The following is a 20,261-nucleotide window of genomic DNA, read 5'->3' as shown; positions in this document are numbered from 1 at the left end:
GCGGCCTTGCCCCCGCGCGGGCCGGGGGGGGGTTGGGACCCCATCCCCCCCCCCTGGGGGGGCGCGCAACGCCCGCTGCTCCCGGGGGGGGGGCGGGGCGGCCCGGGGCCCCCCCCCCCGACTGCTTGCGCCGTATCGTTGAGTACGCCGCAGCCACCGTTCGATGCAGTCCGACGCAGAGAGGCGCCGCGCACATGGTGCAGATCAAGACCCCCGAGCAGATCGCGAAGATGCGTGAGGCGGGGCTGGTGGTCGCTGCCATTCACGCGGCCACCCGCGAGGCGGCCGTCCCCGGCGCCACCACGCTGGACCTGGACCAGGTCGCCCGCAAGGTGATCGCAGACCACGGCGCCAAGTCGAACTTCCTCGGGTACGGCGGGTTCCCCGCGACCATCTGCACCTCGGTCAACGAGGTCGTCGTCCACGGCATCCCGGACGACAAGACCGTCCTCAAGGACGGCGACATCATCTCCATCGACGCCGGCGCGATCGTCGACGGCTGGCACGGCGACGCCGCGTACACGGCCTTCGTCGGCACCGGTCACGCTCCGGAGCTGGTCGAGCTCTCCCGGGTGACCGAGGAGTCCATGTGGGCCGGTATCGCCGCGATGAAGGTGAACAACCGCCTCGTCGACATCTCGAAGGCGATCGAGTCCTACATCCGCCGCCAGCCCCGTCCCGCCACCGGCAAGTACGGGATCATCGAGGACTACGGCGGCCACGGCATCGGCACCGAGATGCACATGGACCCGCACCTGCTGAATTACGTCGCCCGTAAGCGCGGCAAGGGCATCAAGCTCGTCCCCGGCGTCTGCCTGGCGATCGAACCGATGGTCTCCCTCGGCACGCCGCAGACCGAGGTGCTCCAGGACGACTGGACCGTGATCACCACGGACGGCACCTGGTCCTCCCACTGGGAGCACTCGATCGCCCTTACGGAGCAGGGCCCCCTGGTCCTGACCGCCCCCGACTGCGGCAAGGCGAAGCTGGCCCAGTACGGCATCGAGGCGGCGCCGGACCCTCTGGGCTGATCGCAGGTTCGGCGGGCGGAGTCCGCCGCAGCGGTTCGAAGCCTGTGAGGCGCCCCGGCGCCGAGCCCGCGAGAGCCGCGTGGAAGAGGGTGTCGGCATCGAGGCGGCGCCGGACCCTTCCCCAAGGTCTTGAGGACCAGGGGAGTCCCCATCGGCTGATGGCCGCCTCGCCACCGGGCCCTTCCCCGGGGTCTCAAGGGCCGGGGGAGACCACATCGGTCGATTTGACCCCCTTGTGGAGGTCTAAAAATCTCTCCGGGTGGGCAAACTTGACGGATTCGTCTTTTGAGGTCCGCTGACGTAGACTGACTCGTCGGCTCTCGTGCATCCGTGTGTCCGCATGTCACCCGGGGCGTCGAAAGCCGATCAAGGTAGCCGATTCGAAAGGCGAAGCGTGGCCAAGAAGCAAGGTGCCATCGAAATTGAGGGCACCGTGATCGAGTCCCTCCCGAACGCCATGTTCAAGGTGGAGCTCCAGAACGGTCACAAGGTCCTCGCGCACATCAGCGGCAAGATGCGGATGCACTACATCCGAATCCTTCCGGATGACCGGGTCGTCGTGGAGCTCTCCCCGTACGACCTGACGCGTGGCCGGATCGTCTACCGCTACAAGTAGATCTTGCCTCCACCCCGTTTCGGCGTGGTGACGGCACTGACCCGGAGAACCTGACATCCCATGAAGGTCAAGCCGAGCGTCAAGAAGATCTGCGACAAGTGCAAGGTGATCCGCCGCCACGGTCGGGTCATGGTCATCTGCGACAACCTGCGCCACAAGCAGCGCCAGGGCTGACGCACGACCCCCTGCATCTCGCAGTACTTCGCGCGACGCACGTAATACGTACATACGCAGAGCCCGTCCAAGCTTCGGCTGACGACACCTCCGGCGGGGGCCGGGGACCCGGGCGTACCACCTCTCGTCATGGGAGGTCGGCGATCGGGAGCGGCACTGCGGAAGACCCCCGAATGAACAACTGGAGCCATTGAATGGCACGCGTTTCAGGTGTTGACATCCCGCGCGAAAAGCGCGTGGAGGTCGCCCTCACCTACGTCTTCGGTATCGGGCGCACCCGGTCCAAGGAGATTCTCGCCACCACTGGCGTGAACCCCAACACCCGCGTTCGCGACCTGGCCGAAGAGGACCTGGTCAAGATCCGCGAGTACGTGGACGCCAACCTCCGCACCGAGGGTGACCTCCGTCGCGAGATCCAGGCCGACATCCGCCGCAAGGTCGAGATCGGCTGCTACCAGGGTCTGCGTCACCGCCGCGGTCTGCCGGTCCACGGCCAGCGCACCAGCACGAACGCTCGTACCCGCAAGGGCCCGCGTCGCGCGATCGCCGGTAAGAAGAAGCCGGGCAAGAAGTAGTCCTCAGCGGACGCACTGCGGTCGTCCGGGTCTCCGCCCGTCCGCAGCAACCAGCGGTCTTCGCTGTAGGACCGATCACCTCCCCTCTCCATCTGGAGTCAAGACATGCCCCCCAAGGGACGTCAGGGCGCAGCCAAGAAGGTGCGTCGCAAGGAAAAGAAGAACGTCGCTCACGGCCACGCGCACATCAAGAGCACGTTCAACAACACGATCGTCTCGATCACGGACCCCTCGGGCAACGTGATCTCCTGGGCCTCCGCCGGCCACGTCGGCTTCAAGGGCTCGCGCAAGTCCACCCCCTTTGCCGCGCAGATGGCCGCCGAGTCGGCCGCCCGCCGCGCGCAGGAGCACGGCATGCGCAAGGTTGACGTCTTCGTCAAGGGTCCGGGCTCCGGCCGCGAGACCGCGATCCGTTCGCTCCAGGCCACCGGCCTGGAGGTCGGCTCGATCCAGGACGTCACCCCCACTCCGCACAACGGATGCCGGCCGCCCAAGCGTCGCCGCGTCTGATTCCGTCTGAAGCAACGGAGACAACTGGAAAATGGCGCGATACACCGGGGCCGACTGCAAGCGTTGCCGTCGGGAGAAGCAGAAGCTGTTCCTCAAGGGCAGCAAGTGCGAGAGCGCGAAGTGCCCGATCGAGATCCGTCCTTACCCCCCGGGTGAGCACGGACGCGGGCGCACCAAGGACAGCGAGTACCTTCTTCAGCTTCGTGAGAAGCAGAAGTGCTCGCGGATCTACGGTGTTCTTGAGCGACAGTTCGTGAACTACTACAAGGAAGCGAACCAGAAGACCGGCAAGACCGGTGAGAACCTTCTGCGCATCCTTGAGACCCGCCTCGACAACGTGGTCTACCGGGCAGGCTTCGCCAAGTCCCGCGACCATGCCCGTCAGCTGGTGCGTCACGGACACATCGCGATGAACGGCACGAAGACCGACATTCCGTCGGCCCGCGTCGCCGTGAACGACGTGATCGAGGTTCGTCAGAAGTCCAAGGCCCTGACCCCCTTCCAGGTGGCCCAGGCCGAGGCCGGCGAGCGCACCGTACCGGCGTGGCTCGAAGCCGTGCCGTCGACGATGCGGATCCTCGTGCACTCGCTGCCCGAGCGCCAGGTGATCGACACCCAGGTGCAGGAGCAGCTGATCGTCGAGCTCTACTCCAAGTAGAAGCTCGTGGGTCCGGGCGGTACGGCTCTTTCGGGTCGTGCCGCCCGTACCCTTGTCAGTATCTGGGGGCGTCAAATAGTGGGCGCCCACGACTGAAGGAACCAACATGCTTATCGCTCAGCGTCCGTCGCTGACCGAAGAGGTCGTTGACGAGTTCCGTTCCCGGTTCGTCATCGAGCCGCTGGAGCCGGGCTTCGGCTACACCCTCGGCAACTCTCTCCGCCGTACGCTCCTCTCCTCGATCCCGGGCGCCGCTGTCACCAGCATCCGGATCGACGGTGTCCTGCACGAGTTCACCACCGTGCCGGGCGTCAAGGAGGACGTCACCGACCTCATCCTCAACATCAAGCAGCTGGTCGTCTCCTCGGAGCACGACGAGCCGGTCGTGATGTACCTGCGCAAGCAGGGCCCCGGCCTGGTGACCGCTGCCGACATCGCCCCGCCGGCCGGTGTCGAGGTCCACAACCCGGACCTGGTCCTGGCCACGCTGAACGGCAAGGGCAAGCTGGAGATGGAGCTGACCGTCGAGCGCGGTCGCGGCTACGTCTCCGCGGTCCAGAACAAGCAGGTGGGCCAGGAGATCGGCCGTATCCCGGTCGACTCCATCTACTCGCCGGTGCTCAAGGTCACGTACAAGGTCGAGGCGACCCGTGTCGAGCAGCGCACCGACTTCGACAAGCTGATCGTCGACGTCGAGACCAAGCAGGCCATGCGTCCGCGTGACGCCATGGCTTCGGCCGGTAAGACCCTGGTCGAGCTGTTCGGCCTGGCGCGCGAGCTCAACATCGACGCCGAGGGCATCGACATGGGTCCGTCGCCGACGGACGCCGCGCTCGCCGCCGATCTGGCGCTGCCGATCGAGGAGCTGGAGCTCACGGTCCGCTCGTACAACTGCCTCAAGCGCGAGGGCATCCACTCCGTGGGTGAGCTCGTGGCGCGTTCCGAGGCCGACCTGCTCGACATCCGCAACTTCGGTGCGAAGTCGATCGACGAGGTCAAGGCGAAGCTGGCCGGCATGGGCCTCGCGCTCAAGGACAGCCCGCCCGGATTCGACCCGACGGCCGCGGCCGACGCGTTCGGCGCCGATGACGACGCGGACGCCGGTTTCGTGGAGACCGAGCAGTACTGATGCGCCTTTGGCCGGGGTGCCCGGGTTGTGTCGGGTGCCCCGGACCGGGGTGAGGCTTTGTCCTCAATCGCCGGACGGGCTTGAGTTTGGCTCGGGCGTGAGGCTTTGTCCTCAATTGCCGGACGGGCTTGATTTTCGGGCTGGGGCTCGATTTTCGGGTGCGTGCGGCGCACGAAGACTTCCGTGTGGCGTCCGCCGCGCGGGAACTGACACCGGTACCTGATACGGCCGGTGCAGCACACAAGGAGAAACACCATGCCGAAGCCCGCCAAGGGTGCCCGTCTGGGCGGCAGCGCCTCGCACGAGAAGCTTCTTCTCAACAACCTCGCGAAGTCGCTGTTCGAGCACGGCCGCATCACCACGACCGAGGCCAAGGCCCGTCGCCTGCGTCCGGTCGCCGAGCGTTTCATCACCAAGGCGAAGAAGGGCGACATCCACAACCGTCGCCTGGTGCTGGAGTCGATCACGGACAAGAGCGTCGTGCACACGCTCTTCACCGAGATCGCCCCGCGGTACGAGAACCGCCCCGGTGGTTACACCCGCATCACCAAGATCGGCAACCGTCGTGGCGACAACGCCCCGATGGCCGTCATCGAGCTGGTCGAGGCGCTGACCGTGGCCCAGCAGGCCACCGGTGAGGCCGAGGCCGCCACAAAGCGTGCGGTCAAGGAAGACGCCCTCAAGAAGGACGCGGCCCCGGCCGAGGTCATCGAGGACGCCAAGCCGGCCGACGCCGACGCCGAGTCCAAGGACGCCTGAGCGTTCTGAGACCACTGGACGGGCCCGCATCACCCTTCGGGGCGGTGCGGGCCCGTTCCGTATGTACTGGCAGAAAAGGATCCTTCGGTGAGTGACGAAGTGGAGCCCGGCTCCGTGCGGGTGCGGCTGGACCTGGCGTACGACGGCAAGGACTTCTCCGGCTGGGCCAAGCAGACCGCCAGGCGGACTGTCCAGGGGGAGATCGAGGACGCGCTGCGGACCGTGACGCGGTCCGCACGGACGTATGACCTGACCGTCGCCGGGCGCACGGACGCCGGGGTGCACGCCCGGGGCCAGGTCGCCCATGTCGATCTGCCGGCCGAGGTGTGGGCCGAACACGCGGAGAAGCTGCTGCGGCGGATGGCGGGGCGGATGGCGCCCGATGTGCGGATCTGGCGGATCGCCGAGGCGCCGGCCGGGTTCAATGCCCGGTTCTCGGCGCTGTGGCGTCGCTACGCGTATCGCGTCGCCGATCGCCCCGGCGGGGTGGATCCGCTGTTGCGCGGTCATGTGCTGTGGCACGACCGGCCGTTGGACATCGAGGCGATGAACGAGGCGGCGGCCCGGATGGTCGGGGAGCACGACTTCGCCGCGTACTGCAAGAAGCGCGAGGGCGCGACGACCATCCGTACGCTGCAGAAGCTCAGCTGGGTACGGGACGAGGCGTCCGGGATCATGACGGCGACCGTGCAGGCCGACGCGTTCTGCCACAACATGGTGCGGGCGCTGATCGGGGCGGCGCTGTTCGTCGGGGACGGGCGCCGGCCGGCCGAGTGGCCCGCGCGGGTGCTGGCGGCCCGGGTGCGGGATCCCGGGGTGCACGTGGTGCGTCCCCATGGGCTGACGCTGGAGGAAGTGGCCTACCCGGCCGATGAGTTGCTGGCCGCCCGTTCGAAGGAGGCGCGCAACGTGCGTACGCTCGCCGGGGACGGCTGCTGCTGAGCCCCCCGCGCGGGAGGCTTCGCCCGGGCGATCGCCTACGGATTTTCGGAAGTGGCTGAGCTCCCGCGCGCGAAGCGCTTCGGTCGGAGGCGGAGGCGGAGGCGCCCGGCGTCTTCCCGCGCTGAGCCCCGCGCGAGAGGGGCTTCGCTCACTCCGGGGCCGGTGCCGTCCCGCCGCCGGCCCGGCGCCGCTGCCGCCAGGCGCCCGCCAGCCGGGCCGCCACGTACAGGGCCGAGACCGTGACCACCGTCGCGCCGGCCCGGCTGGTGTCGGGGCCCGACCAGCCGCGGACCGCGGACCCCGTGAACAGCAGCAGGGCCAGGATGCGGAACAGCCACCAGCGGGGTGTGCGGGGCTCGTGGCTGTCCGGGGACGGTGGGTGTTCGCCATCCTGGGTGGTCATGGCGGAGCGCATACCGGCGAGCAGACCGCGGCGGGTGAGAAGCCGGGAGTCGGGGAGGGTGTCGAGGACCTCGGGGCGGTCGCCGAAGCCCGGGGGCAGCGGGGGCAGGGACAGAGCCGCCAGGAGGTCCGCCTGGTGGCGGGGCGGGTTGCCGGTGGACCGGAGGATGTGGATCAGCGGGCGGGGGTCCGTGCGGGCGAAGGCGCGGGACAGGGCTTCGGCCGTGGCGGTGACCGTGGTGTGGTCGGGGGCCGGGGAGGCGGCGTTCCACTCATGGGCGGCCAGCGGTCTGCCCTTGAGGAACAGGGTGAACCCGCAGCGTCCGGGCGTGTGGCGCAGGACCAGCGTGGGCCATTTCTCGCCCGTGGTGAAGTTGTCCGCCGCCGCGGTCAGCGGGTCCTCCGTGGACAGGACCGAGCGCTTGGCGGGCCGGGCCTCCGGGACGGCCTCGACATAGGTGTGCGTGGCCGTCGCCGGGGCGGTGCGGAGCGAGACGCCGCACATCAGGGCGGCCTGTGCCACGTCCGCCGGGCGGGCCGCCGCGATCGCGACCGCGCAGGGAGCACCCGGCGTCCAGGCGGGGGCGGGGGGTGTGCGGGGCTGCGGGGGGCGGCCGAAGAACGGGGTCAGGGTGGCCACGTGGATACGGACGCCCGAGCGGGTGTCCAGGAACTCCTGGCGCGGGTCGTCGCCGAAGTGCGCCCACGGGTACTTCGTGGCATGGACGCCGATGCTGCGGAAGGCTTCCAGCCCCTCGTCCCAGCGCTCCGTACGCAGCAGCATCAGGGCCAGGTGGTTGCGGAAGCCGGCCGCCTCGTGGCTGCCCGGTCCGTATGCGGCCGACAGGTCCAGGGCGCGGGTGACCGCCGCCTCGACGCGCGGCGCGTACGGGTCGGGGCCGGCCGGTGCGCTCGGGGAGGGGGACAGGACGGCGTACTCCAGCGCCGCGAGCAGCGGCAGTGCGTGCAGTTTCGAACCGGGCGGGGCCGTGCCGGCCGCGCTCTCGGCGAAGTCGAACATCTCCTCGTGCGAGCCGTGCCATTTCGCGCACAGGTACTGGAGGGCCGCGGCGTGGCATCCGTAGTGGTGCGGGTCGCACGCCAGGGCACGGGCCCAGTAGCCGTCGAAGACCTCGCGCGGGGCCTGGCTGCCGACCGCGTGGACCAGGGCTATGCGCCACGGCACGGGGTCGGCGGGGTTGAGTTCGGCCGCCCTGCCGATCACCGGCGCCGCGTCCTCCAGCAGCGCGAAGAACGCCTGGAACTGGTCGCGCGAGACATGTCCGGCGCGCTCCGCCGTGCGTATCTCCCAGGCCCGGCCGACACAGAGCTCCGCCCGGACCAGAGCCGCGTCCGGGTCCTCGGGGGACCCGGCCAGCCACGCGTCCAGCCAGCCGGGGTTGTGCAGGGCGGCCTCGGCGAGGCGGGACACGTAGCCGTCCCGCAGCTCCCACTGGGTGTGCTCACGCGTTGCGGCGAGCAGCTCGCGGGCGGGGCCGTGGTCGCCCCCGGCGGCCGAGGCCAGGGCGGTGCGGAGCGCGGCGTCCGGGGCGTCGAGGACGACGGCCTCGTCCGGCGGGAGGTCGGCGCCGATGGCCGCGCTGTGGCGCAGCACGCGCGGAAGGGCGAGGAGGAACGGAAGGCGCACGAGATGCCCCGGGCGGGTCAGCCGGCGGGTTCGGTGGCCGCGGCGGAGGCCTGGAGCTCGCCGCGGTGGCGGATCTGACGGAACGTGAAGTCCGTCAGGTCGTCACCGGTGGCGTAGGCGTTCTTGTCGGTCCTGGTGACGCTCTTGCCGCTGGTGTACCCGGTGATGGCGAAGTAGGCGTAACGCCCGTAGGAGTTGGCGGTACGGCGGCACACCGATCCGGCGGGGCAGAAGGCCGGCACGCCCGAGCCGCTCAGGGTGGCGATGCTGCCGCTGGACTGCTGGGCCGCCCTCTTGGCCTGCGCCTGGGTGGGGAAGACCGCGAGGCCGACGGTGACGGCGATGCCGTCCTTGCTGTACGTGGCCCGGATGACCTGGTCGCAGCCGTTGTCGACGAGGACCGGGCCGAGCGCGCCCTTGGTGGGCGCGGCGCAGTTCTTCGTCTGCTGGGTCGCGCCCTTGGCGTAGACGCGGTCGCCCATCGTCAGCTTCCTGCCGGGGAAGAACGCGTCGGCGGTGATCGGCGCCCGGTCCTTCCTGGCGTCGGATATGTAGTCCTTCGGGTCCGGCGGAGGCGGCGGTGCCACCGAGGAGAAGGACGGCTCGGGCTCGGCGGTGTCGTCCGGCAGGTCGGTCGGTGCCGGGAGTTCGCTCGCGTTCCTGTGGCCGGAGTTCTTGTCGCTGGTCGAGATGACCGCCGTCGCCACGATCGCGCCGACCGCCGCGGTGGCGAGTACGCCTCCGCCGATCAGCAGCCACTTCTTGCGGCGGCTGCGCGCGGCGGACTCGTCGGCCAGCGCCGCCCAGTCCGGGGTCTGTCCGTCCCCGGGCCCCCACGAGGGCCCCCCTTGCCCAAAGCTCATGCGGCGAATCCTAGACGGAACCTCCACCGGCCGGGCCCGCGCAGGTAAACCGGTTGGGCCAGGGCTTCGCGGCCCGTGACAATGCTGTGCATGGGACATCTTGAAGCGGGCCACCTGGAGTACTACCTACCGGACGGGCGGGTGCTGCTCGGCGATGCTTCGTTCCGGGTCGCGGACGGTGCCGTGGTCGCCCTCGTGGGGGCGAACGGGGCCGGGAAGACCACCTTGCTGAGGCTGCTCGCGGGGGAGCTCCAGCCGCACGGCGGCTCGGTGTCGGTGAGCGGCGGGCTCGGGGTGATGCAGCAGTTCGTGGGCTCCGTGCGGGACGAGCGCACGGTCCGGGACCTGCTGGTCTCCGTCGCCCAGCCCCGGATCCGGGAGGCCGCCCTGGCGGTCGACAGGGCCGAGGAGCTGATTCTCGCCGTCGACGACGAGGCCGCACAGATGAAGTACGCGCAGGCCCTGAGCGACTGGGCGGAGGCCCGCGGGTACGAGGCCGAGACGGTGTGGGACATGTGCACGACGGCAGCGCTCGGTGTCCCGTACGAGAAGGCGCAGTGGCGCGAGGTGCGCACGCTGTCCGGCGGTGAGCAGAAGCGGCTGGTGCTGGAGGCGCTGCTGCGCGGTCCGGACGAGGTGCTGCTGCTCGACGAGCCGGACAACTACCTCGACGTCCCCGGGAAGCGGTGGCTGGAGGAGAAGCTGAAGGAGACCCGCAAGACGGTCCTCTTCGTCTCCCACGACCGGGAGCTGCTGTCCAGGGCCGCCGAGAAGATCGTCAGCGTGGAGCCGAGTCCGGCGGGCAGCGACGTGTGGGTGCACGGCTCCGGTTTCGATACGTACCACCAGGCCCGCAAGGAGCGGTTCGCCCGGTTCGAGGAACTGCTGCGGCGCTGGGAGGAGGAGCACGCCCGGCTGAAGGCGCTGGTCCACCGGCTGCGGCAGCAGGCGGCGAACAGCCCCGACATGGCGTCCCGCTACCGGGCGATGCAGACCCGCTTCAAGAAGTTCGAGGACGCGGGACCGCCGCCGGAGCCGCCGCGCGAGCAGGACATCAAGATGCGGCTGCGCGGCGGGCGGACCGGCGTACGGGCGGTGACCTGCACGGGGCTGGAGCTGACCGGGCTGATGAAACCGTTCGACCTGGAGATCTTCTACGGGGAGCGGGTCGCCGTCCTCGGCTCGAACGGGTCGGGGAAGTCGCACTTCCTGCGGCTGCTCGCGGGCGAGCCGGTGGCGCACACGGGGGAGTGGAAGCTCGGGGCGCGCGTGGTACCGGGGCACTTCGCGCAGACGCACGCCCATCCGGAGCTGCTGGGCCATACGCTCGTCGAGATCCTGTGGACCGAGCACGCCAAGGACCGGGGCGGGGCGATGTCCGTACTGCGGCGGTACGAACTGGAGCGGCAGGGCGACCAGCCGTTCGAGAAGCTGTCGGGCGGGCAGCAGGCGCGGTTCCAGATCCTGCTCCTGGAGCTGGCGGGCACGACGGCGCTGCTGCTGGACGAGCCGACGGACAACCTGGACCTGGAGTCGGCGGAGGCCCTGCAGGACGGTCTTGAGGTGTACGACGGGACGGTGCTGGCCGTCACGCACGACCGGTGGTTCGCGAAGTCCTTCGACCGGTACCTGGTGTTCGGCTCGGACGGTGTCGTACGGGAGACGACGGAGCCGGTGTGGGACGAGCGGAGGGTGGAGCGGGCGCGGTGACGCCCCGCCGAGGGTGTGGTGGGAGTGCCGGGGCGGTGCTGGGGCGGCGCGAGGGCGGTGCTCACCCGTCCGGGTGAGCGCTCCGCGAAGGGCGGACGTGTCCGGTGCCGTGTCCCTGGCGTGGCTGCATGGTCAGCTCATCACACGAGGCGATGTACAGGATCTTCCCGCACTGCAGACCGTTGACGACGACACGGCGATGATCTTCGCCGAGCTCACCGAACTCGGCCTGGGCTCCGCTCCGGCCGCACAGATCTGGAGGGATCTGATGTCTGTCGACCTCTCTTTCTTCCGCTCGGAGACGTCTGAGCGGTTGCGTTCCGAGGGGCGTGCCGAGGGGCGTGCCGAGGACATCCTGCGCATTCTTTCCAAGCGGGGGGTCGCGGTGTCCGAGCAGGTGCGGGAGCGGATCGTTTCCTGCGCCGATCTGGATGTGCTGAGCGATTGGCTCGACCGGTCGTTGACCGCAGAGGTCGCCGAGGACCTGTTCGTGGCCGCCCAGACCTGATTCCGGGCGCCCGCACGCCAGGCTTCGGGGTGGCCGATGCCTGGCGGGGGCGGGGTCCGAGGGCTGTTTTGACCCGCACGGGGGAGCGGCGGTATTCTGCTGGTTCGTTATGCGTATTGGCTTGGTCGTTCTCACGCGAGGGGCCCTTACGCCGGTCCACCGGGCCGATGACCAGCGGCAGGCACTCGGGTTGCGTCCCCGTAGCGCCGCCAAGGCTGGTGTGATCGTCCGGGTGGCCTTGTCAGGACCCACTCACTGAAGAAGCGAAGGCTACGACCGTGCGTACGTACAGCCCCAAGCCCGGCGATGTGACGCGCCAGTGGCACATCATTGACGCGCAGGACATCGTCCTGGGCCGTCTGGCCACCACGGCTGCGAACCTCCTCCGCGGCAAGCACAAGGCGATCTACGCCCCCCACATGGACATGGGCGACTTCGTCATCATCATCAACGCCGAGAAGGTTCACCTCTCCGGCAACAAGAAGACCCAGAAGATGGCGTACCGCCACTCCGGGTTCCCGGGTGGTCTCCGCTCCGTCCGTTACGACGAGCTGCTCGCCAAGAGCCCCGAGAAGGCTGTCGAGAAGGCCATCAAGGGCATGATCCCCAAGAACAGCCTGGGCCGTCAGATGCTCTCGAAGCTCAAGGTCTACGCGGGCGACCAGCACCCGCACGCTGCGCAGCAGCCGGTCCCGTTCGAGATCACCCAGGTCGCGCAGTAGTTCCGGCCTCCCCCTAAGACCAAAAGAAAGATCTGAGGAGAATCGTGGCCGAGACCACTGTTGAGAACCCCGTCGAGGGCGTCGAGGGCGAAGAGGTTTTCGCCGAGGTGACCACCTTCGAGTCCGAGGTTCCCGTCGAGGGCGAGTACACCAGCGAGTCGCTGGCGTCCCGCTTCGGCGACCCGCAGCCCGCCGCCGGCCTTGGCCGTCGGAAGAACGCCATCGCCCGCGTCCGGATCGTTCCGGGCTCCGGCAAGTGGAAGATCAACGGTCGCACCCTTGAGGACTACTTCCCCAACAAGGTGCACCAGCAGGAAGTCAACGAGCCCTTCAAGGTGCTTGAGCTCGACAACCGCTACGACGTCATCGCCCGTATCTCGGGTGGCGGCGTCTCGGGTCAGGCCGGTGCCCTGCGCCTCGGCGTCGCCCGCGCGCTGAACGAGGCGGACGTGGACAACAACCGCGCCCCGCTGAAGAAGGCCGGCTTCCTCTCCCGCGACGACCGTGCGGTCGAGCGCAAGAAGGCCGGTCTCAAGAAGGCCCGCAAGGCTCCGCAGTACAGCAAGCGCTAAACGGCTTGCTCGTCTGCTTTACACGTTCGCCCCGGCGGCACACCTCGTGCTCGCCGGGGCGTTCGTCTATTGGCACCCCCAGGCGTATAACGGCATAAGAGGTTCATACGCTTATGTGCGTAGCGTTGCGGTGCTGCTTTGTTTTTCTTTCGCTTTGCTTTGCTTTGGTTCGCCTTGGCTTGGCTTGGTTCGGTTTGCGGTTTCGGAGCATCTTCGGAGGACACCAGTGGGACGACTCTTCGGCACGGACGGTGTGCGCGGTGTCGCCAACGCGGATCTGACGGCCGAGCTCGCGCTCGGTCTGTCGGTCGCTGCGGCGCATGTGCTTGCCGAGGCGGGCACCTTCGAGGGGCATCGGCCGACCGCCGTGGTGGGACGTGACCCACGTGCGTCCGGAGAGTTCCTGGAGGCCGCGGTCGTGGCAGGTCTCGCCAGTGCGGGCGTGGACGTCCTGCGGGTCGGTGTGCTGCCCACCCCCGCGGTGGCGCACCTCACCGGTGCGCTGGGCGCCGACCTCGGGGTGATGCTCTCCGCCAGCCACAACGCCATGCCGGACAACGGTGTCAAGTTCTTCGCCCGTGGCGGTCACAAGCTCGCCGACGAGCTGGAGGACCGGATCGAGACGGTCTACGAGCAGCACCGCACCGGTGAGCCCTGGGCGCGTCCGACAGGCGCGGGAGTGGGCCGGGTCACGGACTACGCCGAGGGCTTCGACCGGTACGTCGCCCACCTGATCTCCGTCCTCCCGAACCGGCTCGACGGGCTGAAGGTCGTCCTCGACGAGGCGCACGGCGCAGCCGCCCGGGTCTCTCCCGAGGCCTTCGCGCGGGCCGGCGCCGAGGTGATCACCATCGGTGCCGATCCGGACGGTCTGAACATCAACGACGGCTGTGGCTCCACCCACCTGGAGCTGCTGAAGGCCGCCGTCGTCGAGCACGGCGCCGACTTCGGCGTCGCGCACGACGGCGACGCCGACCGCTGCCTCGCCGTGGACGCCACGGGCGAGGAGGTCGACGGCGACCAGATCCTGGCCGTGCTCGCCCTCGCCATGCGCGAGTCCGGACAGCTGCGCAAGGACACCGTGGTCGGCACGGTCATGTCCAACCTCGGCTTCAAGCTCGCGATGGAGCGGGAAGGCATCCGGCTCGTCCAGACCGCCGTCGGTGACCGCTACGTCCTGGAGTCGATGAAGGCCGAGGGCTACGCCCTGGGCGGCGAGCAGTCCGGCCATGTCATCGTCCTGGACCACGCCACGACCGGTGACGGCACGCTGACCGGCCTGCTGCTGGCGGCCCGGATCGCCGCCACCGGCCGCACGCTCGCCGAGCTGGCCGGGGTCATGCAGCGGCTGCCGCAGCTGCTGATCAACGTCCGCGACGTCGACAAGTCCCGGGTCGACACCTCCCCGGAGCTGGCCGCGGCGGTCGCGGAGGCCGAGCGCGAGCTGGGCACCACCGGGCGCGTACTGCTGCGCCAGTCGGGCACGGAGCCGCTGGTACGGGTCATGGTCGAGGCGGCCGACATCGAGCAGGCACGGACGGTCGCGGAGCGGCTGGCCGACGTGGTGAAGTCGGCACTCGGCTAGGGCGCGTGGCGAAGGTGGCGTTGTCCGCCCGCCACCGCGAGGTCTAGGGCGTCCGGTGCGTGCGTGCTGGACGCCCCCGGCCGGACGGGACTTTCGAAGCACGCCCTGGAGTGCGACAGCCGGATCACGTTGCCGTGATCCGGCTGTCGCGGTTCGCGCCCGGCTTCGACGCACGAACCGCCTACCCGACGATGTCGCTACTTGACGACGGTGACGGTGGCCTCACCGACCGCGGCGGTGTGCTGGGTGTCGCCCGCGTACCGGACGGTGTAGTCGACCTGCCCGGTCGTGCGCGGGCGGTCCGTGAACCGGAAGGTACCGTCCGCAGCGACAGTGAACCGGCCGAGGGCGGTACCCGAAGGGGATCCCGAGTCCGTGCGGGTCACCTCGACCGTCGCACCGGCGGTGTACGACTCGTCGGCCCACAGGCTGCCGGTCACGGTCAGCTCCTTGCCCCTGACCGCAGTTGACGGTGCCTGGAGGGTGAGGGTGCTGTCCGTCTTGCCGCCGTCGGGGAAGACGTGCAGGGAGGGGATGATGTCGCCGCCGACAGCGAAGAGGCGGTTGTCGTCCGGCGCCCACGCAAGGCCGTCGGCCTGGGGCTCGCTCCTGTAGTACTCATGCAACGGCGCGAACGAACCCGCGCGGAAGGTACGCAGCGTGGAGTCGGAGGATCCTGTGGCGACCGTGCCGTCGGCGGAGACGGCCACGGCGTTGGGAAAGGCCCAACTGGAGTAGGCGCCGTTGGCCGACAGGTCGGAGATGCGGACGACATGGTGATCGGACGGGTTGTTGGCCGCAGTAACGATGTTCTGGCCGTCTGCTGTCACGGCGAAGTCGTTCAGGAAAGAGATCCCGGGGTTCTGGGTGAACAGGCGCTTGGCCCGTTCCCGCAGGCCAGTGGGTGTGGCCTCGTAGACCGCGAGCGTGGCGGGGCTGACGCCTTCCTGACCCGCTACCAGGATGTTCGGATCGGCCGGGGACGGGGCCAGTGACGGTGCGTAGTGCCAGGAGGTGCCGGCCGGGTCGAGCGTGGCGACAGGAGCCGCGGCGGAGACATCGAGCGAGCCGATGCCTCCGCTGCTGCCCACCGCGTAGCCGAACCAGAGCTTCCCGCCGGCCAGAGCCAGATTCCTGGGCGAGGTGCCCGCACCGGTCGGGTACCTGCCGGTCTCGGCCAGCGTGCTGGTGCTGACCGTCGCTATCGCACCGGCCGACGACAGGGCGACGTAGAGCTCGCTGGAATCGGCGGAGAGAGCGAGCCCTGTGGCTCCGTCCTCGGCCGTGATGTGCTTGACGACCGTTCCGTCGTAATCCGTGACGACAATGCTGCCGCCCTCCGGGTCACTGATGAACACCTGGTCATGGACACCGTCGACAACGATGTCCCCGAACGAACTCACGGGCAACCGCGTACTGCTGTCCGCTACCGCAGGTGCTGCCGCAACGCCGAACAAGGAGACAGAACCCGCGACTACAGCCAGTGCGGTGAGCACGGCAGAACTTCTGAAACGCATGCCTCGCGCCTTCCAAGTGGACACGCGGACCGGGGAATTCCGGTCAGCCGCACGAACACTAGGACAGGCCACTGACAACGAGGCGGCACAGCTCCCCGCCAGGGTCTGCCCTGCCGTTCACTGCTGGGCTTCGCTACTTCATGGACGCCCGTGCAGTCTCGAACGGACAGGCAGGTCATCGGTATTGAGGGCCTGTTCGCGCTACTTGCCGGACGGGTTCGTCACGTAAGGGCTGTCTCGCCAGGGATTGCGGGACAGCCCTTAGCCTGTCCGGCGGCGGCGAGCTGCCCACAGGGCCTTCTGGGCCAGCAGCGTCAGCGTCCCCGCGACCACGATCCCGCCGAGGTTCGCCAGCAACTGGGCGGCCGAGCCCCACATCTGGCCGTAGTCGCGGTAGCTGAACGCCACCGCCGCGTTGGCCGCGGCCGGCACGGTGGTCACCGAGATGGCGACTCCGATCAGCGCCCCGGACTTCGCCGACGTGAGCGAGAGCGTCCCGGCGACCCCGGCCAGGAACGCCACCACGAACGACATCGCGTCCGGCTTCCAGATGAACGCCGTGTTGGGCCGGTCGGCCTCGATCAGCGAGCGGGTGAACAGCCCGAAGACGTCCATCAGCCAGGCGAATCCGGCCGTCAGTATCATCGCGACGGCGAAGCCGCCGAGCAGCGCCACCAGCGACCGCCACACCAGCCGCGGGGCTCGCTGCACCAGGGCGGTGGAGATCCCGGCCAGCGGCCCGAACTCCGGGCCGACCGCCATCGCGCCCACGATGAGGATCGCGTTGTCGAGCATCACACCGCAGGCGGCGAGCATCGTCGCGACCGCGAGGAACGCCACATAGGTGACGCTGAACGTCGACTCCTCGTGGGTCGCCTCCGTCAGCTCCTCCCACAGCACCGCGTCCGCACCCTCGCCCGGCGCCTGCTCCTCGGCCCTGTCGGCGTGCGCGGAGAGCGTCAGGTCCACGTTCTCGACGGTGATCGAACCGGACTTGTCGATGCCGAGCCCGCGCAGCGCCGAGATCAGCTCGTCGCCCGCCTCCCGGGCCACATCGCACAGCACCACGTCCCCCACCGGATCGCGGGCGACCCCGGGCATCACCACGAGATGCGTCGTACCGACGGTGCTCTCCAGCAGATGCACCACCTCGTCCGTGCGACCGGCGGGGACGATCAGGCGCAGATGCAGCACGCGGACACTCCTGAAGGGCTCGACGTCTCAGAGTTTGCGCAGGGACAGCCGCTGGACCTTGTGGTCCGGCCCCTTGCGCAGCACCAGAGTGGCACGCCCCCGGGTGGGCGCGACGTTCTCCACCAGATTGGGCTTGTTGATGGTCCGCCACATCGTCGCCGCGTACTCCATGGCCTCCTCCTCGGAGACCTGGGTGTACTGGCGAAAGTACGAGAACGGGTTCTGGAACGCCGTCTCGCGCAGCTTGCGGAACCGGTTGAGATACCAGGTCTCGATGTCCTCGGTCCGCGCGTCCACGTACACACTGAAGTCGAAATAGTCGGCGAGCCCCACCCTCGTCCGCCCGTCCTTGCCGGGCAGCGCGGGCTGCAGCACGTTCAGCCCCTCGACGATCAGGATGTCGGGGCGCCGTACGGTGAGCCGCTCGCCCGGCACGATGTCGTAGATCAGATGCGAGTAGACGGGCGCCGTCACCTCGTCCTTGCCGGCCTTGATGTCGGCGACGAAACGGGTCAGGGCCCGCCGGTCGTACGACTCGGGGAACCCCTTGCGCGACATCAGCCCGCGCGCCCGGAGCTCCTTCATCGGCAGCAGGAAACCGTCCGTGGTGACGAGTTCGACGCGCGGGTGCTCGGGCCAGCGGGCCAGCAGCGCCTGGAGGATGCGGGCACTGGTGGACTTGCCGACCGCGACGCTGCCCGCGACCCCTATGACGAACGGGGTGCCGCGCTGCGCGCCGTGCCCGTTGCCCGCGTCCCCGAGGAAGGTGTTCAGGGCGCCGCGCAGGCCCGAGGTGGCCTGGACGTAGAGGTTGAGCAACCGGGAGAGCGGCAGGTAGACGTCCCGCACCTCGTCGAGGTCGATGACGTCCCCGAGCCCGCGCAGTTGTTCCACCTCGTCGGCGGTCAGCGGCAGCGGCGTCTTGTCGCGCAGGGCGCTCCACTCGACCCGCGACAGATCGACGTACGGCGTCGCCGCGTGCTCGGCGCGTCGGGGGGTGCTGCTTCGTGGCGGCGAAGTGATCACGTGTTCATTGTTGCGGGAGTTTCAACGGAGCGGGGGGTGGGCTCGGTCACGTGCGGACACCGGCAGGGGCCGGTGTCCGCACCGCTGTGCCGGACACCGGACCCGGTTCGCGGGCCACTGCGGGTGAGCGTGTCAGCCCCGTGTTTCCCGCAGGGCCCGGACCTTGTTCCCCGTGTTTCCCGCAGAGCGCGGAGCTTGTTCCCCTCGATTCCCGCAGGGCCCGGACCTTGTTCCCCGTGTTTCCCGTAGAGCCTGGACCTTGTTCCCCTCGATTCCCGCGGAGCGCGGAGCCGTCCGCGGACCGGGACGCGGAGCCACGGCGCGAGGGCTCCGGCGCGGCGCCCGTCAGCCGCCCCGCTTGTCGCGGCCCTTCCGCAGGGCGATGAGCAGGGCAAGTGGTGGGACGATCAGCAGCCAGATCAGGATGATCGTGACGGGGTCCGGGTTCGGTGCGTCCAGCTCCATCAGCATGGCCACGGTGGCGATCAGGCCCCAGATCACCGTCGCGGTGCCGGACAGCCAGATGAGAGCGGTCCGGGCCAGCCTCGCGCCCTTGGACGGCGGTGTGCCGCCCGGACGGCCGCCGTGCCGCTCGGGGCGGGGGACGCGGTCCGGGGCGCGGGGCGGCATGGGGATCACCGCGGAGGACGGCACGCCGGCGTCGATCACGGCCAGGCGGTTCGGTGCGAGGTCCTTGTAGAGCGTGGGCTCGACGCGGATCTGGAAGCCGTCGAGCCCCGTGAGGTGGCGGCCGCCGTCCGGGTGGACGAGCATCGCCGCGCACGCGTCGTACCGGACGACGACCGTGCCGGCGGTGGTGGTCAGGGACACGGCCTCACGGGACACCGTCAGCAGGACGGAGTCGTCCTCCAGCGACCGGTGCCGGCTGCCCGCGCTCGTCCCGGTCCAGGTGGACCACTGGGGGGCCTCGGTGAGCCCGGCCCAGTCGGCGCCCCGGCCGGGGACCTGGAGCAGTGCCGTGGCGTGCAGCTCGCGGGCGACCTCGCGCAGATCGTCGAGGGTGACGGCGGCGAGTTCGGCCCGGTGCTCGTCCGGGGTGAGGTTGCGATGCCCGGTCAGCAGGTTCAGGGCGTACGAGGGGAGCCGGGACGCGTCGACGTCCGGGGCGTCGAACTGCTTGAGGAACTTGGCGCGGGCCGAGTCGAGTTCGGACTGCTCGATGGTGCCGGCCCGCAGGCGGGCCAGCGCGTCGACGAAGCCGCCGACCACCGCGCCGTGCTTCTTCGGGAGCGCGTCGGCGAAGGCGGTGATGGTCGCGAAGTCGCTGTCGCGGGGGCTGTACCCGGCTTCGGCGGTGTACGAGTAGCCGCCCTTCTGGCGCAGGTCGGTGAAGAGCGCACGGCTGAGTACCTCGGTGAAGAGCGTCGCCGCCGTCGAACGCCGGACGATGCCGTTCAGGACGACGCCGCCGCTGTGGCCCGTGATGTACGCGGGTGTGACGGGGAGCGCCGACGTCGGGGCGGGCAGCGGCTGCGGCGTGCCTGCCGGGAGGGCGAGGTCGAGGCCCTCCGGCACCGTGTTGGCGGTGATCCACAGCACGGCGTTGTCACGGGTGAAGCGGGTGCGCGCCCAGTCCCGTACGTCCTCGGCGGTCAGATGCCAGACGCCGAGCTCGTCGTAGCTGCTGAGCCCGTAGCCCTGGGCGCCGTAACGCCACAGCGGCAGCTGGTGGTCGGGGCCGACGCGGCGGCCCGCCGCCTCGGTGCGCAGGATCTCGCGCTCGGTCTCCAGCCGCTCCATCGGCAGATCGCGCAGGGCGGCGCAGACACCGTTGAGGTAGGTGGTGACCTCCTCCGGCGTGCCGGTGACGTGGAACAGCGTGTACGTGGCGGCCGTGGCGCCGTTGTAGTGCAGGTCGGACACGCCGTGGCGGTGCAGCGCGAGGTGTTCGACGAGGTGCGTGACGCCCGTGGTGGCAAGGGTCTCGTCGGCGACTCCCACACGGAAGAAGAGGCCCGCGGTGACGGGGCCGGGGGCTGCGGCGAGCACCGTACGGATGCCGTCGACCTCGGTCTCACGGATGCCCGGAGCCGGGGTCGGGCCGGGGGCCGGTGCGGAGGCCGGGGCGGGTCTGTGCGCGGAGATTTCCTGGGACATCG

Annotated in this window: 20 protein-coding genes; 14 read left to right on the top strand and 6 right to left on the bottom strand. The window is 69.7% G+C overall.

From position 1 onward, the window contains the following. Positions 1–194 precede the first annotated feature (194 nt). The 9 genes from map (at position 195) to truA (ending at position 6,394) form a co-directional block, all read left to right on the top strand. Positions 195–1,031, top strand: a complete 837-nt coding sequence (gene map, locus ACF08M_RS09035; RefSeq protein ID WP_392184584.1) for a type I methionyl aminopeptidase — start codon at positions 195–197, stop codon at positions 1,029–1,031. 394 nt (positions 1,032–1,425) lie between these two features. Next, positions 1,426–1,647, top strand: a complete 222-nt coding sequence (infA, locus tag ACF08M_RS09030) for a translation initiation factor IF-1 (RefSeq protein ID WP_003956442.1) — start codon at positions 1,426–1,428, stop codon at positions 1,645–1,647. 60 nt (positions 1,648–1,707) lie between these two features. Further along, positions 1,708–1,821: a 50S ribosomal protein L36 gene (rpmJ, locus tag ACF08M_RS09025; RefSeq protein WP_003956441.1), complete on the top strand. Its 114-nt coding sequence runs from the start codon at positions 1,708–1,710 to the stop codon at positions 1,819–1,821. Between the two features lie 194 nt (positions 1,822–2,015). Further along, on the top strand, positions 2,016–2,396 hold the full coding sequence (gene rpsM, locus ACF08M_RS09020) for a 30S ribosomal protein S13 (RefSeq protein ID WP_018519286.1): 381 nt from the start codon (positions 2,016–2,018) through the stop codon (positions 2,394–2,396). 105 nt (positions 2,397–2,501) lie between these two features. Further along, on the top strand, positions 2,502–2,906 hold the full coding sequence (gene rpsK, locus ACF08M_RS09015) for a 30S ribosomal protein S11 (RefSeq protein ID WP_003956432.1): 405 nt from the start codon (positions 2,502–2,504) through the stop codon (positions 2,904–2,906). A gap of 31 nt (positions 2,907–2,937) precedes the next feature. Further along, positions 2,938–3,564 carry a 30S ribosomal protein S4 gene (gene rpsD, locus ACF08M_RS09010; RefSeq protein WP_392184583.1) on the top strand — a complete coding sequence of 209 codons (627 nt, stop codon included), beginning with the start codon at positions 2,938–2,940 and terminating at the stop codon, positions 3,562–3,564. A gap of 106 nt (positions 3,565–3,670) precedes the next feature. Continuing rightward, positions 3,671–4,693 carry a DNA-directed RNA polymerase subunit alpha gene (locus ACF08M_RS09005; protein WP_003966937.1) on the top strand — a complete coding sequence of 341 codons (1,023 nt, stop codon included), beginning with the start codon at positions 3,671–3,673 and terminating at the stop codon, positions 4,691–4,693. 255 nt (positions 4,694–4,948) lie between these two features. Next, on the top strand, positions 4,949–5,452 hold the full coding sequence (gene rplQ, locus ACF08M_RS09000) for a 50S ribosomal protein L17 (RefSeq protein WP_392184582.1): 504 nt from the start codon (positions 4,949–4,951) through the stop codon (positions 5,450–5,452). Positions 5,453–5,539: 87 nt separating this feature from the next. Further along, positions 5,540–6,394, top strand: coding sequence for a tRNA pseudouridine(38-40) synthase TruA (truA, locus tag ACF08M_RS08995; RefSeq protein ID WP_392184581.1), 855 nt, complete (start codon positions 5,540–5,542; stop codon positions 6,392–6,394). Positions 6,395–6,542: 148 nt separating this feature from the next. On the opposite strand, the gene ACF08M_RS08990 is transcribed toward truA, so the two are convergent. Further along, positions 6,543–8,444, bottom strand: a complete 1,902-nt coding sequence (locus ACF08M_RS08990; RefSeq protein WP_392184580.1) for a hypothetical protein — start codon at positions 8,442–8,444, stop codon at positions 6,543–6,545. A gap of 17 nt (positions 8,445–8,461) precedes the next feature. Further along, entirely contained in the window at positions 8,462–9,307 is an 846-nt protein-coding gene (locus ACF08M_RS08985) for a hypothetical protein (protein ID WP_392184579.1), read from the bottom strand. 81 nt (positions 9,308–9,388) lie between these two features. On the opposite strand from ACF08M_RS08985, the gene ACF08M_RS08980 reads away from it, so the two are divergent. From ACF08M_RS08980 to glmM, 5 genes are all read left to right on the top strand, one after another. Beyond that, the gene (locus ACF08M_RS08980; protein ID WP_392184805.1) at positions 9,389–11,017 is read left to right on the top strand and encodes an ABC-F family ATP-binding cassette domain-containing protein; all 1,629 of its coding nucleotides are present in this window, start codon (positions 9,389–9,391) and stop codon (positions 11,015–11,017) included. A 199-nt stretch (positions 11,018–11,216) separates the two neighbouring features. Next, positions 11,217–11,525 (top strand): hypothetical protein, encoded by a 309-nt coding sequence (locus ACF08M_RS08975; RefSeq protein ID WP_392184578.1) that lies wholly within the window; start codon positions 11,217–11,219, stop codon positions 11,523–11,525. 278 nt (positions 11,526–11,803) lie between these two features. Then, positions 11,804–12,247 carry a 50S ribosomal protein L13 gene (gene rplM / locus ACF08M_RS08970; RefSeq protein ID WP_072486702.1) on the top strand — a complete coding sequence of 148 codons (444 nt, stop codon included), beginning with the start codon at positions 11,804–11,806 and terminating at the stop codon, positions 12,245–12,247. A gap of 44 nt (positions 12,248–12,291) precedes the next feature. Further along, on the top strand, positions 12,292–12,819 hold the full coding sequence (gene rpsI / locus ACF08M_RS08965; RefSeq protein WP_392184577.1) for a 30S ribosomal protein S9: 528 nt from the start codon (positions 12,292–12,294) through the stop codon (positions 12,817–12,819). A 226-nt stretch (positions 12,820–13,045) separates the two neighbouring features. Beyond that, entirely contained in the window at positions 13,046–14,404 is a 1,359-nt protein-coding gene (gene glmM / locus ACF08M_RS08960; RefSeq protein WP_392184576.1) for a phosphoglucosamine mutase, read from the top strand. A 197-nt stretch (positions 14,405–14,601) separates the two neighbouring features. On the opposite strand, the gene ACF08M_RS08955 is transcribed toward glmM, so the two are convergent. The 4 genes from ACF08M_RS08955 to ACF08M_RS08940 all read right to left on the bottom strand — a co-directional run bounded on the left by ACF08M_RS08955 (position 14,602) and on the right by ACF08M_RS08940 (position 20,259). Then, positions 14,602–15,807, bottom strand: a complete 1,206-nt coding sequence (locus ACF08M_RS08955; RefSeq protein ID WP_392184575.1) for a hypothetical protein — start codon at positions 15,805–15,807, stop codon at positions 14,602–14,604. A 375-nt stretch (positions 15,808–16,182) separates the two neighbouring features. Then, positions 16,183–17,115: a DUF389 domain-containing protein gene (locus tag ACF08M_RS08950; RefSeq protein WP_392184574.1), complete on the bottom strand. Its 933-nt coding sequence runs from the start codon at positions 17,113–17,115 to the stop codon at positions 16,183–16,185. Positions 17,116–17,142: 27 nt separating this feature from the next. Beyond that, positions 17,143–18,141 carry a type I pantothenate kinase gene (gene coaA / locus ACF08M_RS08945; protein ID WP_392184573.1) on the bottom strand — a complete coding sequence of 333 codons (999 nt, stop codon included), beginning with the start codon at positions 18,139–18,141 and terminating at the stop codon, positions 17,143–17,145. Positions 18,142–18,486: 345 nt separating this feature from the next. Beyond that, on the bottom strand, positions 18,487–20,259 hold the full coding sequence (locus tag ACF08M_RS08940; RefSeq protein WP_392184572.1) for a M16 family metallopeptidase: 1,773 nt from the start codon (positions 20,257–20,259) through the stop codon (positions 18,487–18,489). Positions 20,260–20,261 lie beyond the last annotated feature (2 nt).

Source organism: Streptomyces sp. NPDC015032 (assembly GCF_043080425.1).
In the GTDB taxonomy this organism is placed as follows: Bacteria; Actinomycetota; Actinomycetes; order Streptomycetales; family Streptomycetaceae; genus Streptomyces.
Note: the sequence above shows the minus strand (reverse complement) of the source record. Positions and strands in the feature narration are given on the sequence as shown.

Excerpts from the sequence above, each read along its gene's own strand:
- map (WP_392184584.1), top strand. The coding sequence starts at position 195 with ATGGTGCAGATCAAGACCCCCGAGCAGATCGCGAAGATGCGTGAGGCG.
- rpmJ (WP_003956441.1), top strand. The coding sequence starts at position 1,708 with ATGAAGGTCAAGCCGAGCGTCAAGAAGATCTGCGACAAGTGCAAGGTG.
- rpsM (WP_018519286.1), top strand. The coding sequence starts at position 2,016 with ATGGCACGCGTTTCAGGTGTTGACATCCCGCGCGAAAAGCGCGTGGAG.
- rpsK (WP_003956432.1), top strand. The coding sequence starts at position 2,502 with ATGCCCCCCAAGGGACGTCAGGGCGCAGCCAAGAAGGTGCGTCGCAAG.
- rpsD (WP_392184583.1), top strand. The coding sequence starts at position 2,938 with ATGGCGCGATACACCGGGGCCGACTGCAAGCGTTGCCGTCGGGAGAAG.
- ACF08M_RS09005 (WP_003966937.1), top strand. The coding sequence starts at position 3,671 with ATGCTTATCGCTCAGCGTCCGTCGCTGACCGAAGAGGTCGTTGACGAG.
- rplQ (WP_392184582.1), top strand. The coding sequence starts at position 4,949 with ATGCCGAAGCCCGCCAAGGGTGCCCGTCTGGGCGGCAGCGCCTCGCAC.
- ACF08M_RS08985 (WP_392184579.1), bottom strand. The coding sequence starts at position 9,307 with ATGAGCTTTGGGCAAGGGGGGCCCTCGTGGGGGCCCGGGGACGGACAG.
- ACF08M_RS08980 (WP_392184805.1), top strand. The coding sequence starts at position 9,389 with ATGCTGTGCATGGGACATCTTGAAGCGGGCCACCTGGAGTACTACCTA.
- ACF08M_RS08975 (WP_392184578.1), top strand. The coding sequence starts at position 11,217 with ATGATCTTCGCCGAGCTCACCGAACTCGGCCTGGGCTCCGCTCCGGCC.
- ACF08M_RS08940 (WP_392184572.1), bottom strand. The coding sequence starts at position 20,259 with ATGTCCCAGGAAATCTCCGCGCACAGACCCGCCCCGGCCTCCGCACCG.